Source organism: Ruegeria sp. TASC047 (assembly GCF_059612445.1).
Genome location: NZ_JBXWQP010000018.1, coordinates 42,975 through 63,746, shown reverse-complemented (window position 1 = coordinate 63,746; position 20,772 = coordinate 42,975). Strand labels below are relative to the sequence as shown.

The 20,772-nt window shown below is 58.6% G+C and carries 19 protein-coding genes; 8 read left to right on the top strand and 11 right to left on the bottom strand.

Annotation, left to right across the window (positions count from 1 at the left end):
- Positions 1-86 precede the first annotated feature (86 nt).
- Complete coding sequence (locus AC2FLO_RS02495) at positions 87-338, top strand: hypothetical protein (protein WP_496754628.1); 252 nt, start codon at positions 87-89, stop codon at positions 336-338.
- Positions 339-526: 188 nt separating this feature from the next.
- Here the strand turns inward: AC2FLO_RS02495 and AC2FLO_RS02490 are convergent, their stop codons facing one another.
- Positions 527-1,438, bottom strand: coding sequence for a PhzF family phenazine biosynthesis protein (locus AC2FLO_RS02490; RefSeq protein WP_496754626.1), 912 nt, complete (start codon positions 1,436-1,438; stop codon positions 527-529).
- Positions 1,439-1,574: 136 nt separating this feature from the next.
- Here AC2FLO_RS02490 and AC2FLO_RS02485 point away from each other — a divergent pair, with 136 nt between their 5' ends.
- Positions 1,575-2,477 carry a LysR family transcriptional regulator gene (locus tag AC2FLO_RS02485; protein ID WP_496754625.1) on the top strand — a complete coding sequence of 301 codons (903 nt, stop codon included), beginning with the start codon at positions 1,575-1,577 and terminating at the stop codon, positions 2,475-2,477.
- 337 nt (positions 2,478-2,814) lie between these two features.
- On the opposite strand, the gene AC2FLO_RS02480 is transcribed toward AC2FLO_RS02485, so the two are convergent.
- Both AC2FLO_RS02480 and AC2FLO_RS02475 read right to left on the bottom strand, forming a co-directional pair.
- The gene (locus AC2FLO_RS02480) at positions 2,815-4,470 is read right to left on the bottom strand and encodes an FAD-binding oxidoreductase (protein ID WP_496754623.1); all 1,656 of its coding nucleotides are present in this window, start codon (positions 4,468-4,470) and stop codon (positions 2,815-2,817) included.
- A 69-nt stretch (positions 4,471-4,539) separates the two neighbouring features.
- Positions 4,540-5,160, bottom strand: a complete 621-nt coding sequence (locus tag AC2FLO_RS02475; RefSeq protein WP_496754621.1) for a glutathione S-transferase family protein — start codon at positions 5,158-5,160, stop codon at positions 4,540-4,542.
- 171 nt (positions 5,161-5,331) lie between these two features.
- Here AC2FLO_RS02475 and AC2FLO_RS02470 point away from each other — a divergent pair, with 171 nt between their 5' ends.
- Positions 5,332-6,219, top strand: coding sequence for a LysR family transcriptional regulator (locus AC2FLO_RS02470; protein WP_496754619.1), 888 nt, complete (start codon positions 5,332-5,334; stop codon positions 6,217-6,219).
- Between the two features lie 565 nt (positions 6,220-6,784).
- Here AC2FLO_RS02470 and AC2FLO_RS02465 read toward each other — a convergent pair.
- Positions 6,785-7,102: a DUF3775 domain-containing protein gene (locus AC2FLO_RS02465; RefSeq protein WP_209505065.1), complete on the bottom strand. Its 318-nt coding sequence runs from the start codon at positions 7,100-7,102 to the stop codon at positions 6,785-6,787.
- Positions 7,103-7,188: 86 nt separating this feature from the next.
- On the bottom strand, positions 7,189-7,962 hold the full coding sequence (locus AC2FLO_RS02460; RefSeq protein WP_496754617.1) for a DUF1365 domain-containing protein: 774 nt from the start codon (positions 7,960-7,962) through the stop codon (positions 7,189-7,191).
- A gap of 146 nt (positions 7,963-8,108) precedes the next feature.
- On the opposite strand from AC2FLO_RS02460, the gene AC2FLO_RS02455 reads away from it, so the two are divergent.
- Genes AC2FLO_RS02455 through AC2FLO_RS02445 form a run of 3 tightly spaced genes read left to right on the top strand, consistent with a single transcriptional unit; the run spans position 8,109 to position 9,876 of the window.
- The gene (locus AC2FLO_RS02455; RefSeq protein ID WP_480538572.1) at positions 8,109-8,765 is read left to right on the top strand and encodes a sigma-70 family RNA polymerase sigma factor; all 657 of its coding nucleotides are present in this window, start codon (positions 8,109-8,111) and stop codon (positions 8,763-8,765) included.
- A gap of 10 nt (positions 8,766-8,775) precedes the next feature.
- Positions 8,776-9,426, top strand: coding sequence for a ChrR family anti-sigma-E factor (locus AC2FLO_RS02450; protein ID WP_496754616.1), 651 nt, complete (start codon positions 8,776-8,778; stop codon positions 9,424-9,426).
- A 45-nt stretch (positions 9,427-9,471) separates the two neighbouring features.
- Entirely contained in the window at positions 9,472-9,876 is a 405-nt protein-coding gene (locus AC2FLO_RS02445; RefSeq protein WP_480587706.1) for a hypothetical protein, read from the top strand.
- Between the two features lie 3 nt (positions 9,877-9,879).
- Here the strand turns inward: AC2FLO_RS02445 and AC2FLO_RS02440 are convergent, their stop codons facing one another.
- The 6 genes from AC2FLO_RS02440 to AC2FLO_RS02415 form a co-directional block, all read right to left on the bottom strand.
- Positions 9,880-11,109, bottom strand: coding sequence for a DNA recombination protein RmuC (locus tag AC2FLO_RS02440; RefSeq protein ID WP_480587703.1), 1,230 nt, complete (start codon positions 11,107-11,109; stop codon positions 9,880-9,882).
- A 52-nt stretch (positions 11,110-11,161) separates the two neighbouring features.
- Complete coding sequence (mutL, locus tag AC2FLO_RS02435; protein WP_496754614.1) at positions 11,162-13,024, bottom strand: DNA mismatch repair endonuclease MutL; 1,863 nt, start codon at positions 13,022-13,024, stop codon at positions 11,162-11,164.
- Positions 13,025-13,286: 262 nt separating this feature from the next.
- Positions 13,287-14,216, bottom strand: a complete 930-nt coding sequence (locus AC2FLO_RS02430; protein WP_496754612.1) for a metal ABC transporter permease — start codon at positions 14,214-14,216, stop codon at positions 13,287-13,289.
- Positions 14,213-15,418 carry a metal ABC transporter permease gene (locus AC2FLO_RS02425; protein WP_496754611.1) on the bottom strand — a complete coding sequence of 402 codons (1,206 nt, stop codon included), beginning with the start codon at positions 15,416-15,418 and terminating at the stop codon, positions 14,213-14,215. Before AC2FLO_RS02425 ends, AC2FLO_RS02430 begins: the two co-directional genes overlap by 4 nt.
- A gap of 3 nt (positions 15,419-15,421) precedes the next feature.
- The gene (locus tag AC2FLO_RS02420) at positions 15,422-16,225 is read right to left on the bottom strand and encodes a metal ABC transporter ATP-binding protein (protein ID WP_480587694.1); all 804 of its coding nucleotides are present in this window, start codon (positions 16,223-16,225) and stop codon (positions 15,422-15,424) included.
- A 3-nt stretch (positions 16,226-16,228) separates the two neighbouring features.
- Positions 16,229-17,182: a metal ABC transporter solute-binding protein, Zn/Mn family gene (locus AC2FLO_RS02415; RefSeq protein WP_496754610.1), complete on the bottom strand. Its 954-nt coding sequence runs from the start codon at positions 17,180-17,182 to the stop codon at positions 16,229-16,231.
- Between the two features lie 198 nt (positions 17,183-17,380).
- Between AC2FLO_RS02415 and deoC the strand changes: the two genes are divergently transcribed.
- Positions 17,381-18,379: a deoxyribose-phosphate aldolase gene (deoC, locus tag AC2FLO_RS02410; protein WP_496754609.1), complete on the top strand. Its 999-nt coding sequence runs from the start codon at positions 17,381-17,383 to the stop codon at positions 18,377-18,379.
- 47 nt (positions 18,380-18,426) lie between these two features.
- Positions 18,427-20,760 (top strand): aldehyde dehydrogenase family protein, encoded by a 2,334-nt coding sequence (locus tag AC2FLO_RS02405; protein ID WP_496754608.1) that lies wholly within the window; start codon positions 18,427-18,429, stop codon positions 20,758-20,760.
- Positions 20,761-20,772: the final 12 nt, after the last annotated feature.

The window sequence follows — 20,772 nt, the reverse complement described above, 5'->3', positions numbered from 1 at the left end:
TGAAGCCATCATTCCGATGGATCAGAGGCCGATCATGCACTAACAATCAAAATGGACCAGTCAGATGAGGCTGCTCAGCACGCACTATGTGCGCAAAACTTTCTGAAGCAACCGGCCCGACTGTTCTGCTTGTGCCGCTCAGAGGCGGTAACGAATGGGACAGGGCCGGGGCGATTTTGGAAGATGTAGGGGGACTTGCAGGATTCATCGAAGAGCTGAGCAAAAACTGTCCGGAAAACGTAACACTTGTGGAAATTGACAGCCACATCAACGATGTCGAGTTTTCAGACAAGACCTTGGAGATTCTGGATACCTGGCGCTCTGATCATGTGATCTGATTGGGTTGCCCGCCTATTCAACGTGAACGTCACAATCTGAACGAGCGCCCCAGCAAAAGCTGCGATATCCGCGCTCGGAGAGAGTTCGTTGTTTTGAAGGGGCGCGGCAAGATTTGCGTAAAACCGCTCTTCAACTTGCTCGACAGAGCTGCGCGCGATGTTACATGCCGCCCCAAACGCTGTTTTAGTCACACCGACAATTGAAAAGACCGCATGACTTTGCCTTGCCCGCCTGCCATTAGGCTGTCGATTGCGCCGTCACGAACTTCCAGTTCAACCTGAATCAAACTGGGCGAAGGGGTTTCCATGAACATGCCTTGTTCAATCAGAAACCCGTGCTGACGGCGGTGACCCAGGTCGTGCAGGACACAGGCCAGCGGCCCTGCGGCCATTCCCGTCGCGGCCTCTTCATCAATGGCATATCGGGGGGCGAACATGCGTGCAGTAGCGTCGCGCCCGTCCGAGCATTGGGCCGTTGTGAACACATAATATCCTATCAGGTCCAGACGGTCGCTGATCGTTTTGATCTGCTCGAAATCGGGTTTGATCGAAGCCAGAGTTTCCCTGTCGGCTACTCCGATCACGATAAAACTGTTGCCGGTATTGACCAGAGCGGGCGGCATTTCGTGATCCATATTGCTCGGGGACAACCCCAAAGAGCCCAAAACGTCCTGCAAACTGACACCCTGAGAGGTCCAATCTTCTGGCGTTTCATATCTAGGGGCCAACTGTTCCATAAACGCGGCACCATCCTTGATCAGAATCCGGCGCGGGCCGTCCACAGTTTCTTTTGAAGTTTCAGGATCAGAAATACGGCCAAGTGCATCCAGATGGGAAAAAGCGGCAATGGTCGCATGGCCGCAATGCGCGATCCTGCGGTTCGGGGTGAAGAAGTCCAGTTTGAAACCCTCGGTCGCGGATTGCGAGACAAAAGCGGTTTCGGACAGGCCAACCTGTGACGCGATCTTCAGCATCTGCGCCTCGGTTAACCCGTCGGCATCCAGAACAACCCCAGCAGGGTTGCCCCCTAGCCCGTTGTCCACAAAACCGTGCACGATCTGGACAGTCACGTTTTGGCCGATGGCTTGGCTTGCATTCACGGCATTTCTCCCATTTCCTGCGGGCGCTTTTGCCTTAGCGGAGTGATTGTGTCTTCGCCTGAGACATAGTGTGTTTCAATTGTTGGCAGAATAATATTAAGTTCGAATTTATTATTCACTATTTTGGAATAATTACATGGACAAGTTTCGCGCGCTTCTGGTCTTTTCGAAGGTGGCCGACCTGGGTGGCTTTGCTGCTGCTGCGCGCAACCTGAACATGTCGCCACCGGCTGTGACGCGCACCATTTCGGTACTGGAGGGCGAGATGGGCGCCCGTTTATTCGTAAGAACGACACGATCTGTCATGTTGACCGAGAGCGGGCGCAGATTTCTGGAAGATGCCAAGCGCATTCTCGTTGATCTCGAACAGGCAGAAAACGCTGCGGTCGGGACCTATGCGGAACCCAAAGGGTTGCTCAACCTCACTTCGTCTGTGTTGTTTGGCAGATTGTTCATCACACCAATTCTTGCTGATTTTCTGGGGTACTATCCCAAAATCGAGGCGCGAACGCTGTACGTGGACCGGATCGTGAATTTAATAGACGAAGGTGTGGATGTTGGCGTCAGGATAGGTCCGCTTGCGGATTCCAGTCTTATGGCCGTGCGTTGCGGTTCTGTCAGACAGGTTATTTTTGCAGCACCCGAATACCTTGAACGAGCAGGCGAACCCGAAAGCCCGGATGACCTGAACAGACATGTCCTGATCAATTCCCTAGCCCTGTCGCCGTCAGGCCAGTGGCAGTTTGACCACCTAGGCAACTCGAAACTTGTGCGTGTTCATCCACGGATCAGCATGAATACCAACGATGCTGTAATCGAAATGGCACTTCGCGGTCAGGGTCTGGCCCGGCTTTTGTCCTATCAAGTCGCACCATATCTGGCGGACGGACGGCTAAAGGCTGTGTTATCTGATTTTGAACCGGCTCCTGCACCGGTTCACATCGTGCACCACGAAGGGCGGATGGTGTCCGCAAAGATTCGCGCATTTGTCGATTTTGCCGCAAGCCGCCTGAAACGTGAGGCAGCACTGGAATACTGAAGCGTCGAACTTCGACCTGCCACTTTTACTGCAGCTTGGGGAGGTTTCTGTGTCGGCAGGCGGCCGAGGGCGTCGCACTTTTCCTAAGACGTATATGCAATCGTAGGAACGACTTAGGAATAAAAGCGGGAGGAACTGAGGAGTTGGTGTCTGACGCCTAAAAACTCGAACTACTCAAATACAAGCCGGTGAGTTTCGATTGAAAGCTGGAATGGCGAAATCATTCCGGCCGGTGAACGCTATCCCAACAAAACAATGCAAACGAAACGAACCAAAGGCGCGTATGTCCTTGCTCTGGTGGTTTGAGTTTCATTTGCCCACGCAGGATCACGTTAAATCACCCAGTGGGGCCAAAACTTTCGGTGTGAATATGTTCCGGAGAGATGCCCCGGCGTTCCAGATCGGCCTGGATCTCGGCCATGAAACTGACAGGGCCGCACAGAAAGTAATGCGCGCTGGCATCGTTGATCAGTTGCGCCAGAAGCGCCCCATCGACACGGCCATGCGAGTCATAGTCCATTCCGAACTCATCCTCTGACGTTGGTTGGCTATAGGCCACATGCGTCGTGATCCCCGGCCGCCTGGAGGTCAGATCGTGAACTTCATCTGCCATTGGATGGTGCTGACCGTCCCGAGCACCGTGGATGAACCAGACAGGGCGGTTGCCGCGCTCGCCTGCGACCTTATTCAGAATGCTCAACATCGGTGTGATACCAACACCAGCGCTGACCAGTACCAATGGACACAGGTCGCAAGTCATTGTGAAATCACCCGCAGGCCGACGGCTGTTGATGATTGCGCCTGGCTCCAAATGATCGTGCAGAAACTGCGATGCGATCCCTTTTGGCTCACGCTTGACTGTAATCCGATAGCGATGCTTGGTCGGTCCGTTGCTGAGCGAATAGGTCCGGCGCACCGGTTCGGCGATCCCTGGAATTTCAAGCTCGATTGGGAGGTATTGCCCGGGCTCGAACCCAGCCAAGTGGCCACCGTCGCGAGCTTCGAAAACAAACGAGGTGACATCGACGCTTTCACGGATCTTTTCGATCAGGCGGAGCGACCGGACGGAATCTGCATCCGAAGTCCATCTGAGGCTGACTGCCGCGCGGATTTCCACGACCTCGTCAATCTCCAGCGTCACCAGACGGCGCGCGCCGGGTATCTGTGTAACTTCGTCACTGTCCCAGTCGATCGTGGCAGTGCCGGTCAGTTGCAGCAAGCTGCCGCTTTCGAAATCGACGAACAGAAATCCCGCCCTTGGGTCGAGCAACAGGTTGCCGATAGTGTTGAAGTGGTTATTGCCGGCATAGTCGGGAAACCGCAGCCGCCGGTTGTCCAGAACCTGCACGAAACCACGGTCGCCACCGCGATGGGACGCATCCATCCCGTAAGTCGGGCTTTCGCCCTCTTCGCGATAGCCGCTGGCGATAAAGAAAGTATCGGCTGTTTCGATCCACCGGACCTGATCCGGCGTCAAGTATTGGCCGAGTGTTGTCGGTCTGGGCCTCGAGTCATCAACCCGGTGCCACGCGCGTTCACGGATATACTGCGGGCAGTTGCCAAAGGTCTGGTCAACATGAAAATCAAAACCGGTCGGAGTGACGCGTCCGGCGCGGCCATTGATACGGTTGCGCCGACGCGTGGCCAGTTCAATACCAAGGATGCCAACATCACTTTTGGGGTGAAGGGCACCGTGCAATGCATCGCCTTGGGTTGGCAAGGCAGTTATGGAAAGCGTTTTGTTATCTGGTGCAGAGACGAACCCGTCTGGCCCTTCCAATAACGTAACCCAGGGCCGACCTTGCGCATCGCGCGCAGCCATCACGAGAAACGGCAGGGCGGTATGAAAATCCCGATGCTGTTCGGGCATGTGGTCGCGGACAACTTTCCGTGCCCAGTGTTCGATGTCGCGGACACCCAGCCGCGCCTGCGCCATGTGTTCACCCCGATGAAAAGGGGAAGTGCTGCTGTCGCTGGGTTCGATGGAAATCATGGGGTCTCTCCTGGGGCGGCAAAGTTTGGACGCATGCGCCCGGTCCTGACGGCCGGGCGCGCTCTGGTGTCAGGCGGCGAGGCCGACCTTGGTGCTTTGCATGGCCACAAAGCCGGGCAACGCCTCAACCCGGGCCAGCAGGGCGTGGATATTGGGATAATCATCCAGTGAAACGTTTCCCTCAGGCGCATGGGCCGTATAGCTGTAGATCGCGACATCAGCGATGGATGGACTGGTTCCGACCAGCCAGTCGCGTCCGTTCAAATGCGCCTCAAGCCGGTCAAAGGCGGATTTGGCGATGGCCTTGGCACGTTCTGCATCCAGTTGAGCGCCAAAAACGGTGATCAATCGTGCTGCCGCAGGGCCGTGGGCGATGTCGCCGGCGGCCAGCGACAAGAACTTCTGAACTTCCGCCTCGCGCACCGGATCAGTCGGCAGCCAATCAGGCGCGTATTTCCGCGCAAGGTACACGAGGATAGAGTTGGAGTCGGCGATCGCGATTTCACCGTCCTCAATCACCGGCACCTGCCCGGCAGGGTTCAGGGAAAGAAACGGCTCTTTCTTGTGTTCGCCAGACAGCAGGTCGACATCGATCAGCTCGTGATTGATGCCGCCAAGCTTGGCGAATAGTTCCACCCGGTGTGAATGCCCGGACAAGGGATGACGGTGGATACGGATTGCGTTTGGCATGTCTGTTTCCTTTCGGAGGAGTTTCTTGGGAGCGAGCTGGCAATGTTCGTCAGCGGTCACTGGCTAGAACATGGCAAAACCTTTTTTAGTTATAATCCTGCGTTTTATTCAGTAACTATGAACAAATTGGGTATAATTGACCAAACACCAACCTGACGAAGGAGCGCTGCGTTGGATACAATTGACACGATGCGGGCATTTATGGCGGTTGCTCATGAGGGCTCGTTCACTGCCGCGGGGCGGCGGCTGGGCCTGTCTACCAAACTGGTCAGCAAGTATGTTGCCCAGTTGGAGGCCAAGCTATCGACGCAACTGTTCAACCGGACAACCAGAAGCGTTTCGCTGACGGACGTCGGCATCGCGTACCTTGAACGCTGCCGCCCGATCGTGGAACAAATCGACGAGCTGGAAGACCTTGTTCAGGAGCGGCAATCGGCACTGGCCGGGCCAATCCGAATAACCGCACCAACCGGGTTCGGCAGCATCAACCTGACTCAGGCTTTGGCTTCGTTTCTGCGGGCGCATCCGAAGGTCGATATCGACCTTAAACTGTCGGACTCGCGCGTGGCGCTTGTTGAAGAGGGGTTCGATCTTGCCATACGGATCGGGGTGTTGCGGGATTCGACCCTGATTGCGCGGAAGCTGTCCGATATGCCGCTGATCGTCTGCGCGTCGCCTGATTATCTAGCGGAAAGGGGGCGTCCGGGTGATCCGATGGCACTGGCCACACATAACTGCCTGATTGACGAAAATCCGGCCGACGCAACAGCATGGAGGTTTCGAGCCGGGACAAGGGATATTGTGGTCAAGGTGGCGGGAATGTTTCATGCCAATGCCCCGGCGGCGATTGCCAACATGGCGATTGCTGGGCTGGGTATTGCGCGTTGCCCGCACTATGTGATTGCCCGCAGTTTGGAAGAGGGTACCCTGGAGCACCTGTTTCAGGACTATGAAACGGAAAATTTCGGCCTTTATGCGCTCTATCCACCCAATCGTCACCTGACGGCCCGGGTGCGCGCGTTGATTGATTTTCTGGCGCAGCATTTTCGATCAGGCTGACATCCAGCAGCTGAAACGGATCCACAGTCCAGCCACAACCGCGGTGGTTGTTCCGCAAAGTCTTGAGAAAGTTAGGCAGAGCTTTCGTTTTGGTGCATGAGATGAAGAGTATTTCCCGCTTTGTCTAAAGCGCGGTAGAGATCCATCCATTTTCCATGCACACGGACCTATGTGGCGACCATGCGCCAAGAATTCAGTGTAGGACGCTTCATCGATTGCGCGCGGTGCGATCACCGGCGAAAACCGCGTGACCCTCATGTTCTATGTAGCATGATCCACGCGCAATCCCCGTTCAGCCATGACTTCCTCAAGGCCGCGACAGAAAACAGTCTACCTCAGTAGAAATACACCGCGTACAAAGCCACACCTTTGGGAAAATGGTGGCTTTTCAAGAAGATCACATAGAAACCCATTCGCTGCGGCTTCGAAGGCAAAGAGAAACCGAATACAGACTTTCACCAACCTCGCTCGAAAGCTTGACACCCCCGTCGCTGTTATTCTGCCTTGGCGGGCAATATCCGGCGCCGCCAGACGCAGGCACCGGGCAGCGATGATGTCGCGCGGTCTACATCAGATCGTTTTCAACGTCTTCCGCAGATATTCCCAATGCGTCCAAACCATTCTCAAGGTGGTCAGACATGTGCGGTGTTCCGATCAGGTAGTCTGCACAAGGGGTCGATGCCTCGGACTTGGCGGTGGCGATGGCCTCGGCCAGATCTTCCGCAAAAAAGCTCTCGCGCCCGATCCACATGATGGCTACCAGTTCAGCCTGCTCGTCTTCGCTCATGCGGTCGATGAACGCCCGCAATTCGCCCTCGGCCCGGTTCAGTTCGCGGCCCATCATGGCGACCTGGGCAACTTTTCTTGCCGAGATTTCCAACATCTCTTCGACTCCTCGTGTTCGCGGTTGTTACGCCATCACAACCACCGACGGGGGCCCGCGTCTTTGATCTTGAACAAACAGGCTGGTCACTGCCCCACACGCGTTACTGAGTGATCAGGCACCGGTTCCCTGCGAAACGGACGGAAGGTGGCTTTTTTCAGCCACAACCTGAAGGCCTGCCAGAGGATCAGCGCAAAAATGCGACGCGAACCGAAAGGGCGACGCAGAAAAGACCAAAGGATCGCCCTGCTGGTCAATGGCTGGCGCGGTCCGGTCAGCGTCGCGATCAACCCGCCATCCGCGCGCGTGTAATCGATCCACACACCAACCCGATCCGGGCTGTAGTCAAAGCGGAACGTATAGCTGCCTTCAATCTTCTGGAAGGGCGAGACATGCATCACCTTTTCGGCCGCCAATCGGTCGGTTGGTCTGATGGTCGAAAAATCCGGCTTATGGCACAGATAACTGTGGCGCGTTCCAAAGGTGTTCGTCACCTCGGCCACCACGGCGTAAAGCTGATCATCGCGGTCAAAGCAGAACCAGAAACTGACGGGATTAAAAACGTGGCCCAGCACCCTTGGCTGGGTCAGCAGCATGACCTGCGCGGGTTGCGGAATGTCCATCTCGGCAAATCGTGCACGCAACCAAGCGGCGCCATAGCCTTGACCCGGCTTTCCGCCGTGATCGCGGATGCGCCAGTTGGTAACATTCGTCCGGTTTATGGAAAACAGAAAAGGCGTGGCCAACCGGGCTTCGGGATCAAACAGGATGTAATCGACAGAATACCGGAAGGCGTTGTCGATTGCCCCCTTGCGCCCGTGATAAGTGTGGCCTGCAACATGATCTATCGTTTTTGCCATCCGGTGTCTTCTGGTCCTTGCACAACCGCCAGAGCAGTCGCGATTTCATTTTTGCCGCTGGAGTTCATATTACGAGACTTGGCCGGGAGCGGATCAAAATGTTCCGATAAAGTGATCCGGCTTGGGACATGCGCCGTAATGTGGTTATGTTTACCGAGACCAATACAGCGACCTTGGACGGACCAGCGGTTGAAACACCCGCCCCTCAACCTTGGCGCGTCCACAAACGCATCAAGGGTAGGCGGGTGAACGAAATCAACAGCAAGCGCGAGACCAGGGCCGAATGGGTGAACCACGTCAGACGCATCCGGGATGCGCAGGATCAAGCGGCATTTGCCGAGCTGTTCCAGCACTTCGCGCCGCGTATCAAGGCATTCCTGATGAAGTCAGGGGCTGATGCCGCCATGGCAGAAGAATGCGCGCAAGAGGTGATGGCGACCTTGTGGCACAAGGCGCACCTTTTCGACCCGACGCGTGCCACCGTGGCCACATGGGTGTTCACCATCGCTCGGAACAAGCGCATTGACGTGCTGCGCAAGCAACGCCGCCCTGAACCCGAAGATCTTGGTTGGGGGCCCGAGGCTGAGCCCGATCAGGATGACGTCATCGCGCTGCAACAGGAAACCGCGCAACTGCGCACCGCCTTGAAAGCGTTGCCGGATGCACAGCGGGACCTGATTGAGAAGGCATATTTCGGCGACCTGAGTCACCGGGAAATTGCGTCACAAACCGGGTTACCGCTGGGAACGATCAAATCACGGATACGGCTGGCGCTGGACCGCTTGCGCCACGCGATGAACTGAGATGAGTAAAATGAGCAAGTTGATCAAACATCACCTGACAGATGACCTGCTGATGGCTTATGCCGCAGGCAGCCTGCCCGAAGCCTTCAACCTGATGGTCGCCACGCATTTGTCCCTGTGTGACCACTGCCGCGCGCGCGCAGAAAGCTATGACGCCGTTGGCGGGCAAGTTCTGGACGAGCAGAGTGAGGGTGTCAGCATGAGTGAGACTTCACTGGCGGCCACGATGGCTTTGATCGCCCAGGGCGCACCAGCGCCCAAGCCCGTTCGCCCGGGATGTGCAGTTCTGCCAACCCCGTTGCAGGATTACGTGGGCGGAACAGTCAAGGACATCCGCTGGAGGTCGATAGGTATGGGTGTCAAACAGGTGATCCTGCCGACCACCAAAGACGCCACCGCCCGCTTGCTGTTCATTCCGGCCGGTGCTGCCGTGCCGGATCATGGCCACAACGGCATGGAGCTGACAATGGTTCTTCAAGGGGCTTTCTCGGACGAGGTTGACCGTTTTGCCCGTGGCGATGTTGAAATCGCTGACGAGGATCTGGAACACACACCCGTCGCGGATATCTCGGAAGACTGCATATGCCTGGCGGTTACGGATGCGCCGCTGAAATTCAACAAGCTGATGCCGCGCCTTTTCCAGCCCTTTCTGCGTATCTGAACGTTTGGCGACTGCAGCGTTACACTTGTTTTGAAAGGAAAGATCATGCTGGGAAGATTGCTTTTGACTACCCTTCTGCTTTCAGTTCCACCCGTCGCATCTGCCCAGAAGACTGCCGAGGTTCAGTTTCAGGCCGGCAATTATGGCACCATGGTCAGCGGGAACGTCTCAGGAGATGAATATTTCGACTATAGGCTGGGTGCAAAAGCCGGGCAGGAGATGTTCGCCGACCTTCAGGTCAGCGATACCAATGGAAACGGCGTGATCTACTTCAACATCCTGCCGCCGGGCAGCACCGGGGTCGCAATTTATAACGGGTCGATCGACGGTAACACGGCCCGGATCAAACTTCTGGAAGACGGAGAGTACACGATTCGCGTCTATCTGATGGGAAATGACAGAGATACCGGTAAAACCGTGGGGTACAATCTTGATTTGTCGATTCAGTAGATCTCAGCCTTCGTGACGTGCCAGCGGCACAACCTCTGTTTCAGTATCGGGCGCGATTTCTTCGAAGTCGAAATTATCCAGCCGCTGCGCCCGGCGGCCGGCCTTTTCGGCACTGATCTTGATTTCCGAGATATCCTTGGCCGCCTGACCGAAGTGACGATCGAGGTTTGATACGCGGTCGCCCAGACGGTCCACGTCCTTGTGCAGCAATCCCAGTTCTTTTCGGATCGCACCGGCCTGTTCACGCATGCGCGCATCTTTCAGGATCGCCCGCATCGTGTTCAGCGTGGCCATACAGGTGGTGGGCGAGACGATCCAGACCCGGGCAGCGAACCCTTCGCGCACCACATCGGGCAGGCGGGCGTGCAGCTCGGCATAGATCGCTTCGGACGGGACGAACATCAGGGCACCGTCAGCGGTTTCCCCGTCGAGGATGTATTTCTCGGAAATCGCCTTGATATGCACTTTCACGGCGGCGCCAAAAGCCCGCAGGCATCTTTCAACGTCTGCCTTGCTCTGCGCGGCGGCAAGTGCTTCGAAATCCTCAAGCGGGAATTTCGCGTCAATCACGATCGGGCCGGGCGGGTTCGGCAGATGCACGAGGCAATCTGCACGCCTGCCGTTCGACAAGGTGGCTTGCAGCGAATAGCTGTCTGCGGGCAGTGCCTTGGACACGATATCGTTCAGCTGAATCTCACCAAACATCCCGCGCCGCTGCTTGTTTGACAGGATATCCTGAAGGCTGAGAACATCGCCCGAAAGTTTTGTGATGTTGTCCTGCGCCTTGTCGATGGCGGCCAGACGCTCCTGCAACTGCGTCAGTGATGTCGCCGTCTGCTTTGACGAACCGTGCAGGGTTTCCTTCATCCTCTCCTGCATTTCGGCCAGCGCGCGCGCCGATTTCATCGCGTTGTCCGCCAGCCGGTCATTCATCTGCTGCTGGACCGAGGACAAGCGCGCCTCGACCGTCTGGATCACCTGTACCTGCGTGTTGGCCTGCGTGTCCGAGACATGCTGCAAGCCGCCGCGCAGCTGTTCCTGCCCCTGCCCCAGCTGCTGCACATGCTGACCCAGAAGCGCCATCTGCCGCGCCAGCGGTTCCGCCATCCGGGCCGAGCGATTGGCAGCGCGCAACGACAGGAACAGCAGCAGCAGGATCAGCGCGACTGTTCCGCCCACGATAAGAACAACCGGGTCATCCAGTGCATATTCTGTTCCTGCAATCTTGATCATGTCGCCTCGGATGTTCTTGTTTTATTCTTACTAACCTGCAGTGGCCAATGGATCAACTGCGCCCGAACAGGCGTTCGATATCGCTCAGCTTCAGTTCCACATATGTTGGTCGCCCGTGATTGCACTGCCCGGAATGCGGCGTCGCCTCCATCTCGCGCAGCAGGGCGTTCATTTCCTCGGCCCGCATCCGGCGGCCGGACCGGACCGAGCCGTGGCAGGCAACCCGGCTGAGGATCGCCTCGATCCTTGCCTGCACCATCTGGGTTTCGCCCTGATCGGCCAGTTCGTCGAGGATATCCAGGATCATCGCGCGCGCATCGACCTCGCCCAGAACGGCCGGGGTTTCGCGCACGGCAATGGCGCCTCCGCCAAAGGGTTCGATGGTCAGTCCCAAACGGGACAGATCATCACAGACCGCCATCAGACGGGCGCAGTCGCCTTCGGACAACTCAACAATCTCGGGGATCAAAAGCGCCTGCGCCGCGACGCCCGTCTCGGCCATCTGCGTTTTCAGCTTTTCATAGACCAGCCGTTCATGCGCGGCGTGCTGATCAACGATCACCATTCCATCGGCAGTCTGGGCGATGATGTAGTTTTCATGCACCTGCCCGCGCGCAGCGCCCAGCGGAAGGTTTTGCGCATCAGGCTCCTGACCCTGTGATACGGGTGCAACCGGGATCGGGTCGACAATGCTGCCGCTGTAATCATGCGCCAGTTCCGCAAAACCCGGAGCCTGCGCCCGGTACGCGGCCTGGCGCGCTGCGGGCGACAGGCGATCCATCTGATAGACCCGCGCTGGTGCAGACTGCGCGGGCTCCGGTCTCATTGCACCCAGGGTCGCATTGGCCACGGTCGAGGACGCACGATGCCCGGCCTCGGCCAAAGCGTGGCGCAGGCTGGACACGATAAGCCCACGTGCAACGCCGGGATCGCGGAACCGGACCTCGGACTTGGCAGGGTGAACGTTCACGTCAACCAATGTCGGGTCGCAGTCGATGAACAATGCCGCCGCCGGGTGACGGTCCCGGCTGAGGAAATCGAAATAAGCCGCCCGCAAAGCACCGGTCAGCATCTTGTCCCGCACGGGACGCCCGTTGACAAAAAGGTACTGCGCCACCGCAGCGCCACGGGAATAGGTCGGCAGGGCCGCATAGCCAAAAAGCCTAAGACCGTCGCGCGTGGCATCGATCCGCAGCGCATTCTCGGCAAACTCGCGCCCGAGCACACGGGCAAGACGGGCGTGCAGGGCGTCAAACAGGTCGCCATTCTCGCGATCCGCGCGGAAGATCACGCGGCCTTCGCCACCGCCCGAGACATCGCGCAGGGTAAATGTGACGGATGGTTCGGCCATCGCCAGCCGTTTCACCATGTCCGTGATCGCCTGTGCCTCGGCCCGGTCGGTGCGCATGAATTTCAGCCGGGCGGGGGTGGCGAAGAACAGATCGCGCAGCTCGACCACCGTGCCCGCGCGCAGGGCGGCAGGCTTGACCGACCCCGTCTTGCCACCTGCAACATGGATCTGCGCCGCATCCAGACCCGGCGCTCGGCTGGTTATGGTCAAGCGACCGACAGCCCCCAACGAGGGCAGGGCTTCGCCTCGAAATCCGAAGGTGTGGATATTCAGCAGATCCGATCCATCAATCTTTGACGTGGCGTGGCGCGACAGGGCAAGCGGCAAATCTTCGGCCGGGATGCCGCACCCATCGTCGGTCACGCGGATCAGTGTCTTTCCCCCGTCGGCGATTTCGACGGCTATACGCGTAGCCCCGGCATCCAGTGCATTCTCGACCAGTTCCTTGACCGCCGAGGCCGGGCGTTCCACAACTTCACCCGCCGCAATACGGTTGATCGCAGCATCGTCAAGCTGTCTGATCACGGGGCGATTTTCGCTGATATTGGGGTTTGTCTGCGCCATACCCCTAGACCTAGCACAACCGCGCACGATTCTGCCACCGGTTTGAGCATGTCTTCTGATCGGAAAGGGGCGCCCGGATGGCCGTGAATGAATCCCCATTCCGTACTATCCGGGCGTACCAAAGTGAGTGGTGTGTTCAGCTAATCAATGGGCAGCCCTTTAGCACGAGACTTCCCAAAAATCTGCTTAAGATTAACCTTAACGGCATCTGGGCAGAGTTTGGCCGATGACGCATAGGCATCTGCGGCAGGAAAATGCCGTCTCAGGCTGACGTCTGAACACCAACGCGTGTGCGGCATGGGCCAAACATGGCCGCCAGCGCCAGGATCAGCCCGGACATCGTTGCGATCATCCCTGCCGCACTGACCGCATCCGCTGCGCCCAGCCACAGGGGCCCGTAGCCTGCCAGCACATACCCCGTCACGGCAGAGGTTACGGCTATCACGACACTCCAGCCAATCTGTGCCTCAAGCCGGTTGGTCAGCATCCGCGCAGCTGCCGGAGGGCAGATAAACATCGCGATCACGATGATCGAGCCTACCGCGTCGAAGGCGGCGACCGCCGCGATGGCCGCAGTGATGACGAGCGCCATACCCAGAAGTCCCGTACGAATACCAATCGTGCGAGCGAAACCTTCGTCAAAGGTGGATATTTTCAGCGGCCGCCAGAACAGCCATGTAAACAGCATCACACCCACCAGTGTCAGCGCAATACGGGGCAGTTCCGGGGGCAATCCGGCAAGGGCCTGAGCGTCCAGCAACGAAGACCACCCGGTCGCGTCCAGCCAGATCAGGCTTTCGAGATTGCCGTAAAGCGCATGTTCCACATCCAGATGCACGGTTGACGTATCCGTCTGCTCAAGCAGCAGGACGCCTGCCGCGAACATGGTGGTAAAGACCACGCCCATGGCAGCCCCGGGTTCGATCTGCCCCAGCCGGCGAATGGCCTCGATCAGGACCACGGCCAGAACCGCGGCCCCTGCCGCACCCAACATCATCGGCCAGGTGGATATGGCCCCGGTCAACAGAAACGCAACAACGATACCCGGCAGAACCACATGGCTGATCGCATCGCCGATCAGAGCCTGTTTTCGCAACACAAGAAAGTTGCCGGGCAAGGCACAGGCGATGGCTGCGAATGTTCCGATCAGCAGCGGCGTCAGAGACAGCGGAACGAATTCTTCACCACTCATGCTGGTAGCCCCTGCGGTCCGCCAATCTGGCGGTCGATCTCATCAATCTGGTCCCGTGTCAGAACGGTCTCGATATCGCGCAATCCGTCGTAGAGCGCAGCTGTCGCCTCGTGCGCCTGATCGGCGCGCACGATTTCCCATCGCTTTTCATCCCGCAGGGCCTTGGCCGCGCGGGCCTTGCCGGTGTCCGTCGCCACGCCATCCGCCCGGACCAGCCCGGCACGCCGCAGCAAACGCAGGGTCAGGGGTTCATAGATCTTCTGCCCTTGTGCCAGCGCCAGAAGTCCCTGACGAATATGCACCCGGCGCTGAAACCGCAGATGCCGCAGCACCGCCGCCAGAACGCCGCGCATCGGGGCGAAGAAGAGGGATGCAAGGAAAAAGGCAAAGCTGACCAGTACGATGATCGGGCCGGTTGGAAGATTGGGCGCAGATGCGGATATGGCAGCGCCGATATATCCGGCCAGACCACCTGCCAACCCGGCCAGCAGAACAACGCGTTCCGAGCGGTCAGACCAGAACCGGGCGGTCACCGCCGGAATGATCAGCAACGCCACGATCAGGATCAGGCCGACGATTTTCAGACCGACCACGGTCACGGCCATGACCAACCCCATCATGGCCAGGTCGATACGATGCACTGGCAACCCGCGCGCCGCTGCGTATTCGGGATCGAATGCGACAAGGGTCATCGGACGGCGGATGATCAGCACCAGAGCCAAGGTCAAAGCGCCACCAAGTGCGATGATCACCGCATCGGCCCACAGCATTCCGGCGGTCGAACCCAACAGGAAACCTTCCAGCCCGGCCTGGCGGCCAACCCCCATGGTTTGGATGACCGTCAGCAGCACGATCCCAAAGCCGAAGAACACGGACAGAACCGCACCGATCGCTGCGTCCTCGGCCAGGCGGGTGCGTCGTGTCAGCCAATTCATGCACAACAGACCAACCCAGGCGGAAATAGCGGACCCCACTAAAAGGCCCGGCAGGTTGCGCCCGTCCCCGCCCAGCGCGACCAGCACCATGAAAGCGATACAGACGCCCGGCAGGGTTGCATGGCTGATGGCGTCGCTGACCAGAGCACGCTTGCGCAGAAATAGGAATGTCCCCGTCACGCCCGCCGACACGCCCAGCAATGTCGCACCGATGGCAACCAGCGTGGCGTTATAGCCAAGCTGAAGGGTCAGAGCATCCCAAAGCATGAACTATCCCAGCGCGCGTGAAATCTGATCGATCTGTGCCGTCGCCAACCTGCCACCATAGGCCGATTGCAGCGAATCCGCCGTGAACGCCTCGGCCACCGGCCCCTCGGCCACCTTGCGGGTATTGATCAGGAAAACGTGGTCGAAATAGTCGGTCACGGTGGCCAGATCGTGATGCACGACAACAACTGTCTTACCGGCCTCTTTCAGGGATTTCAGCACCGCGATGATGGCTTTTTCGGTGGCGGCGTCGACACCGGCAAACGGCTCGTCCAGCAGGTACAGATCAGCATCCTGAGCCAGAGCACGCGCCAGAAACACACGCTGTTGCTGGCCACCGGACAGCTGGCCAATCTGGCGATCCGCGAAATCGCGCATTCCGACACGGTTCAGGCAATCCATCGCACGGGCCTTGTGGCGCGCGTGCAAGCGGCCCAACAGGCCCAGTTCACGCGACAGACCCATCAGAACCACGTCGATCACCCGTGTCGGGAAATCCCAGTCCACACTGGCACGCTGGGGAACATAGGCAACACGTGCGCGCTGCGAATTCAGCGGCTGACCAAACACGGTCACCTGCCCCGACAAAGGCGTAACGATGCCAAGCGCCGCCTTGAGCAGCGTTGACTTTCCAGCGCCGTTTGGCCCGATAATGGCGGTCATCGCGCCGGGCTCAACCGTCATATCAACCGAAAAGACCGCTGGCTTCTGCCCGTAGGAAACCGTCAGGCCCCGCACAGCCAGAGGGCTGTCATCCAGATTTTGTTCCTGGATCGTCACACCTTCGTTGCTGATCAGCCCCAGCATCTTTCAGAACCCCGCTGACAGTTTGCCGTCCATGCCGCGATCGGGAACATCCCCGCTCAATGCGCCTGCGATGACGGTGATATTGTGATCCAGCATCCCGATATAAGTGCCTTCATAGGTGCCATCCTCGCCCATGGCGTCCGAGAACAACTCGCCCCCGACCTTCACCTCGTGCCCTTTGGCTGCGGCCCCTTCGATCAGCGCGCGGATCGACCGGTCAGAAACCGAGCTTTCGACGAAGACCGCCGTGATCCGGCGATCAACCAACAGGTCAACCAGCTCTCCGATCCGGTTCAGGCCAGCCTCGGATTGGGTCGAGATGCCCTGAATGCCCAGAACCTCGAACCCGAAACTTTCACCGAAATAGCCGAAGGCGTCGTGGGCTGTGACCAGAACCTTGTTGTGGTCCGGTACCGAAGACAGGGTTTTCTCGGCATAGGCCGTCAGACGGTCTATGTCGGCCAGATGGGCTTGTGCATTCGCGGCAAAAACCTCGGCTGCTTCGGGGCGCACCTCGATCAAAGCGCGCTGCACTTCCAGAACAACCTCGCGCCACAAAGCGGGTGTCATCCAGACATGCGGATCATACTTGTCGGCATAATCATCATGCGCACGCAGCATGGACTGATCTACGCCTTCTGCAACCGCAATGACGGTCCGTTTCCGCACGAGGTCATGAAAAAAGTCTTCCATTTGCGCTTCGAGATACAGGCCGTGCCACAGAACCAGGTCTGCCCGTGTCATCGCAACAATATCGCTGCGCGTCTGGCGATAGGCGTGGGGATCAACGCCGGGGCCCATAAGCCCTCTGACCTCAACCAGATCACCACCGACCTGACGGGCCGCATCTGCAATCATGCCCGTCGTGGCCACCACTTTCAGCGGTGCCCCGGCAAAAGCCATGGCTGGCACCGAAAGGGCCAGAGCCAAAAATGCAAGGCAATGCCGACGAATCATTTCCAACCTCGATTTGGATACGTGTTGGATCAAATATGAGAACCATTCGCAACTAAGTCAACGCTAATGAGAATTATTCGCAAGAAAACCTCAATTATTTGTCCAAATGGTCAAAAATATTCGATCATTGCGCCGGAACACCTTCCATTCCCGGGCCACCCGTGCGATTTTGTCGCAAACCTCCCAAAGGACGTAACCATGGATACGCAGAGCTCAGAAAGCCCCGTGCGCACCGCGCATCTGCCGCAAGTGACCGAACCCCGGAACCCCGGAATGGAACTGGATCTGGACTGGGTGCGCGCCGTTCAGGCCAATACTTCCGCGATTGAACGCCGTGCGGCCACATTGCCGGGCCGCCGTTCGGTCAAGAAGGAATATCAGGCTGCGTGGCTGCTGAAAGCCATCACGATGATCGACCTGACCACGCTGTCGGGCGATGATACGGTGGGCCGTGTGCGCCGCCTGTGTGCAAAGGCCCGTCAGCCGGTTGCGCCTTCGGTCCTTCAGGCGCTGGACATGCCGCCGATCACGACCGGGGCGGTTTGTGTCTATCACGACATGATCGAAACCGCCGTGGACGCCCTGAAAGGCACTGGCATTCCGGTCGCTGCCGTGTCCACCGGCTTTCCCGCAGGCCTGTCCCCGTTCCATCTGCGCGTGGCCGAGATCGAGGAAAGCGTGAAGGGCGGGGCCGAGGAAATCGACATCGTAATCTCGCGCCGTCACGTGCTGTCGGGGGACTGGCAGGCCCTGTATGATGAGATGAAGGCGTTCCGCGTGGCTTGTGGCGATGCCCATGTCAAAGCCATTCTTGCGACCGGAGAATTGGGTAGCCTGCGCAATGTCGCGCGCGCCTCGCTGGTGTGCATGATGGCCGGGGCGGATTTCATCAAGACCTCGACCGGCAAGGAAAGCGTCAACGCCACCCTGCCCGTGTCGCTGGTGATGATCCGCGCGATCCGCGATTACTATGACCGCACCGGATATCGGGTCGGCTACAAGCCTGCAGGTGGTATTTCGAAAGCCAAGGACGCGCTGGTTTATCTGTCGCTGATCAAGGACGAGCTGGGTGACCGCTGGCTGGAACCGGATCTGTTCCGCTTTGGCGCCTCATCGTTGCTGGGCGATATCGAGCGGCAGTTGGAACACTATGTCACCGGGGCTTACTCGGCTGGTTACAGACACTCGATGGGCTGAGCCCGCGGATATGTCTGGACAGTGAGTATTTGGGAAAAGATGAAGTCATGACAGTCAAAGAGATTTTTGAGACCATGGAATACGGCCCCGCCCCCGAAAGCGCCGCCGAGGCACTGGCCTGGCTGGTCGATCAGGGCGACAAGTTCGGACACTATATCGACGGTGCTTTCACCAAGCCGGGCAAAGGGTTTGACAGCCGCAACCCGGCGACCGGGGAGGTTCTGGCCAAGCTGACGCAGGCCAAGCAGGCCGACGTGAGCGCCGCTGTTGCCGCCGCGCGCAAGGCTCAGCCGAAATGGGAGAAACTGGGCGGCGCGGGCCGTGCGCGGTATCTCTATGCAATTGCGCGACTGCTGCAAAAGCATTCGCGTCTGTTTGCGGTGCTGGAAAGCCTCGACAACGGCAAACCGATCCGGGAATCGCGTGACATCGATATTCCGCTGGCGCAGCGGCATTTCTATTACCACGCCGGTATGGCGCAGCTGATGGAAAGCGAGCTGCCCGACGCTGAAGCGTTGGGTGTGTGCGGTCAGATCATTCCGTGGAACTTCCCCCTGCTGATGTTGGCGTGGAAGATCGCGCCTGCGCTGGCAATGGGAAATACGGTGGTTATGAAACCCGCTGAATATACCTCGCTGACGGCGCTGTTATTTGCCGATATCTGCACACAGGCCGGTCTGCCGAAAGGTGTCGTCAACATCGTGACCGGAGACGGTGCCGTGGGCGAGATGATCGTGGCCTCGGACGTGGACAAGATTGCCTTTACCGGCTCGACTGTTGTGGGCCGCCGCATCCGTGAGGCCACTGCCGGATCTGGCAAGGAACTGACATTGGAGTTGGGCGGCAAATCCGCGTACATCGTCTTTGATGACGCCGATATCGACTCGGCCATCGAAGGGCTGGTGGATGCGATCTGGTTCAATCAGGGTCAGGTCTGCTGTGCAGGTTCGCGCCTGCTGGTGCAGGAAGGCATCGCCGACCGTTTCCACGACAAGCTGCGCGCCCGGATGGACACGCTGCGTGTCGGCAATCCGCTGGACAAATGTATCGACGTGGGCGCGGTTGTGGACCCGGTTCAGTTGCAGACCATCAAAGGAATGGTCGAAAGCAACACAGCGGGCCATGTGCATCAAGCTGCCTGCGATCTTCCCGCAAACGGCTGCTACTACCCGCCGACACTGATCTCGGGGCTCGAGACCTCGGACCCGTTGATGCAGGAAGAGATCTTTGGTCCGGTGCTGGTGTCTTCGACTTTCCGCACACCGGAAGAGGCCGTCGAGTTGGCCAACAACACCCGGTATGGTCTGGCGGCGACCGTCTGGACCGAGAATGTGAACCTTGCGCTGGATATCGCGCCCAAGCTGGTTGCGGGCGTCGTCTGGGTGAATGCCACCAATCTGTTTGACGCTGCTGCCGGGTTCGGTGGGGTCCGCGAAAGCGGCTTTGGCCGCGAAGGTGGTTGGGAAGGGCTGACCGCCTATACCAGACCCAAGGGTAAGGCCAAGCCGCTGGCAAAGGTCGAGGCAGCCATGGGCGAAGGGGCACCGGTCGACCCGATTGACCGCACTGCCAAGTTGTATGTCGGCGGCAAGCAGGCGCGACCCGATGGTGGTTATTCGAAACCGGTTTGGGGCAAGTCCGGCCTGCTGGGCCATGTGGGTCTTGCCAACCGCAAGGACGTGCGCAACGCGGTCGAGGCTGCGGCAGGTGCCAAAAGCTGGTCCAGAACCACCGGCCATCTGCGGGCCCAGATCCTGTATTACATCGGCGAAAACCTATCGGCCCGCGCCGGTGAATTCGCAGCGCGGATCGACGCCATGACCGGTAGGAAAGACGGCGCGAAAGAAGTTGAGGCTTCGATCCAACGCCTGTTCACCGCCGCCGCCTGGGCCGACAAGTATGACGGCCAGGTCCATGGTGTTCCGATCCGGGGCGTGGCCATCGCCATGAAGGAACCCGTTGGCGTGATCGGTGCGCTTTGCGCGGATGAGGCACCGCTGCTGGGTCTGGTCTCGGCCATGGCGCCTGCGATTGCGATGGGTAACCGGACGGTTCTGGTGGCTTCTGAACCCTACCCGCTGGCGGCGACGGATTTCTACCAGATCCTTGAGACTTCGGACGTCCCTGCCGGTGTGGTCAACATCCTGACCGGCAGCCATGCTGAACTGGCGAAACCGCTGGCCTCGCATCTGAACGTCGACGCGGTCTGGTCGTTCTCGTCCACCGACCTGTCGAAAGAGATCGAGGTCGTTTCAGCCGGGAACCTGAAACGGACCTGGGTCAATAACGCGACGGCATTTGATTGGAGCATGGACCATTCCCGCCGCTTCCTTCAGGCTGCAACCGAAGTGAAAAACATCTGGGTGCCCTACGGCGAGTAGGGCTCCCTGCCA